General features: G+C 52.8%; 2 protein-coding genes. Both read left to right on the top strand.

Annotation, left to right across the window (positions count from 1 at the left end; all coding sequences use genetic code 11):
• The coding region (locus tag LJE94_07905) for a pyridoxal phosphate-dependent aminotransferase (GenBank protein MCG6910031.1) at positions 1–1,148 on the top strand (1,148 nt) is incomplete at its 5' end.
• A 247-nt stretch (positions 1,149–1,395) separates the two neighbouring features.
• Positions 1,396–3,066, top strand: coding sequence for a dihydroxy-acid dehydratase (locus tag LJE94_07900; protein ID MCG6910030.1), 1,671 nt, complete (start codon positions 1,396–1,398; stop codon positions 3,064–3,066).
• The last annotated feature ends 105 nt before the right edge of the window (positions 3,067–3,171 follow it).

Genomic DNA, 3,171 nt, shown 5'->3' with positions numbered 1-3,171 from the left:
ATCAGGGAGTACAATGGTCAGGGATACGTATCATGTCCGCCCTGGCGGAAAAGATTCCCGACGTGGTTAATCTGGGTATTGGCCAGCCTGATTTTGATACACCCGTTCATATCAGGCAGGCCGCCACTGATGCTTTGGAGGAGGGATATACGCGTTATCCTCCCAGCAAGGGATATCTGGATCTCCGCCGTGCTGCAGCCGAAAAACTGATGTATCGCAACCGGATTGATGCCGATCCCGAATCGGAAATTTTCATATCCGTGGGGGCGATGCAGGTCATTTTCAACACCATGCTCCACCTGGTGGATGCCGGCGATGAGGTGATTGTTGTTGATCCTGGATATGACTATTATTCCCAGATCGGTTTGTTTTCCGGGATTCCGGTCCGGGTTCCCGCAAGGGAAGAAAATGGATTTCAGGTAGACCCTGACGATGTGAAAAAAGCCATCACCCCAAAGACGAAACTGATGATCATCAATACGCCGTCTAATCCTACCGGGGCGGTATTCGATCTTCAGGTTCTCGAGTCGATCGCTCACCTTGCGCAGAAAAACGGCATTTTCGTTCTATCCGACGAACCGTACGAAGACATCGTCTTCGGCGACAGAAAACACATCAGCATTGGCTCTCTTGAAGGGATGAAAGAATGGACCATTTCCGCCTTCACCCTTTCAAAAACCTATGCCATGACCGGCTGGCGAATAGGATACTGCGTTGCGCCTCAACCGTTCATTGACGAAATGGAAAAGTTGATGGAACACATGGTTTCCGGTGTGCCATCCATGGTTCAACGCGCGGCCCTGGCAGCGATCACCGGCCCCCGGGATACGGTTCGTGAAATGGTTGCCGAATATGATCAACGGCGCACTCTGGTTCACCAGGGGCTGAATGCGATTGATGGCATTCGTTGCCTGAGACCGGAAGCAACCTTTTACGCCTTTCCGAACATCACCGGTTTGGGCAAAACCTCATGGGATTTTGCCAAGTATCTGGTCAGGGAGCACCACGTGGCGGTGGTACCTGGCAGCATATTCGGAAATAATGGCGAAGGGTATATCCGTGTCTCATTTGCCGTAGATCAGGCCTCACTTAACGAAGGCATCAAACGAATCAAGAATGCTGCGAAAGCACTGGCTCTAACGGCATGAAATATGCGAAGGGGCAGGTGCATCCGCGCTTCCTGCAGGTGTGGAGTGGTACTTCGAGAACCACACTACCCTGCATCAAATACCTTACGGGGAAAATGCCCTCCTTTTCCGACAGATCTTTCACCCTTTATCGCTGCAATCCCGCTCTATTACCTACCCGCCATTCCCACGAAGACAGGTTGCTATTTTTCTTCCTATCAGGTAACTTTTTCCATGTGATGCTCGAAGAGTCTGAGGAGGAGACCCCATGAACATAAAAAAGAAGGACAGTCATCTGCCGGATTACGCCCGTGTCGAACGAGAGCAAATGCTGATTGGTATCGGCTATGCCGATGAAGCCATCAGCAGACCTCAGATAGGGGTCGTCAGCAGTTGGGGGGAGATCAATCCCGCAGCCGCAAATCTGGACAAAGTGGTAGCCTCCGCCAAGGCAGGTATCTGGGCCGCAGGGGGAACACCGAGAGAATTCGTCATCAGCGCCCTCTGTACGAGCATGGCGGGAAATGACAATTACCATCTTCCCCACCGGGATTTGATAGCAGGATATATTGAGGCGGTGACAAAAACGAATCTTTTTGACGGGCTTCTCTTTCTTCCGGTTTGTGATGACGTGATCCCGGGCCATCTCATGGCCGCCGCACGTCTCAATCTGCCTTCAATCTTTGTTACGGGCGGCTACATGTCATTGAACAAATACAAGGGAGAGGTGGTGCAGCCCTTGGATGTTGCGCCAACGTATTTCAAGGCCTACAAGGAAAAGAGGATAAGCCGTCAGGAGTTCCGTCAGATGCGCCACAGGGGCTGTCGCGGTGGCGGCGCCTGCCCGGTGATGGGGACCGCCAACACCATGGCATCCATGGTTGAGGCTTTGGGAATGTCTCTTCCCGGCACGGCCACATTGCCCGGTACCGATTCGCGCCTGATCCGGTCCGCATTCGACGCAGGAAGGCAACTCGTCGAGCTGATCCAGGCAAACATCAGGACCTCAGATATCCTTACTCCCGATGCCTTCAAGAATGCCATTGGGGTTCTGATGGCCATAGGCGGATCTCCGAATGCCGTATTACATTTGACGGCCATTGCCGCTGAATTGGATATTGCTCTTGAACCGGAAACCTTCGACGAGATCAGTAGAAAGACACCCTTTATTGCGGACATCGCGCCGTCCGGATCGGCCAAATACCACCTGGGAGATTTTGATGAAGCCGGTGGCATCGCAGCGGTAATGAAGGAAATATTACCGTTGATAGCCGGCGGGGTAATGACCGTCACCGGGCGTGCGTTAGTTGAAAATCTTGCGCCAATTGACTGTGGGGACCGAAAAATAATTCACCCGATCAATGCCCCGTTGGCTGCGACGGGAGGGCTTGCCTTCCTGCGTGGAAACCTGGCACCGGGGAGTGCCTTGATCAAGATTTCTGCGGTCCCGCAAGAAATGATGCACCATAGAGGTCCTGCCAGGATCTTTCAGACTGAGGACCATGCCTGTGAAGCTCTGGATGATGACCGTATTCAGCCGGGTGACGTGGTAATCGTGAGAAATGTTGGAACCATCGGTGCTCCTGGAATGGGTCTGCAGCAGCGTTTTCTGTGGCAGCTTTCCGCCAAAGGATTTCAGGACAAGGTAGCATTTCTCACGGATGGCAGGCTGTCCGGCACCAATAAAGGCTGCGCGATCGCTCACATTTCGCCCGAAGCGGCGTCAGGCGGCCCTTTGGCAATTATTGAAGAGGGCGATATCATTGAAATAGATGTAACGAACCGCAAGCTGAATGTGGAACTGTCTCCGGAGGAGATCGAAGAACGCATCAAGACGTGGAAACCTACTCCCAAAAAAACGGAACCAGGATTCCTCTCGATCTACTCCAAAATGGCAAACCCCGCGGACAAGGGCTCTGCCTTGAACTACAAGGAATAGATGGCTTGTGAATGCTGGTCAGTAATCCCCGTGGTCGGCCACTGCCTTGGTCATGGCATACATGTTCGTCGGTGGTGTAAATACCGGAGGATCGCATCCGGGTGC

It is taken from the genome of Deltaproteobacteria bacterium, assembly GCA_022340465.1.
Taxonomy (GTDB): Bacteria; Desulfobacterota; Desulfobacteria; order Desulfobacterales; family B30-G6; genus JAJDNW01.
This window is presented reverse-complemented; position numbering and strand designations above follow the sequence as displayed.

Bases quoted from the DNA above. Each gene is read 5' to 3' on its own strand.
- LJE94_07900 (MCG6910030.1), top strand. From the start codon at position 1,396: ATGAACATAAAAAAGAAGGACAGTCATCTGCCGGATTACGCCCGTGTC.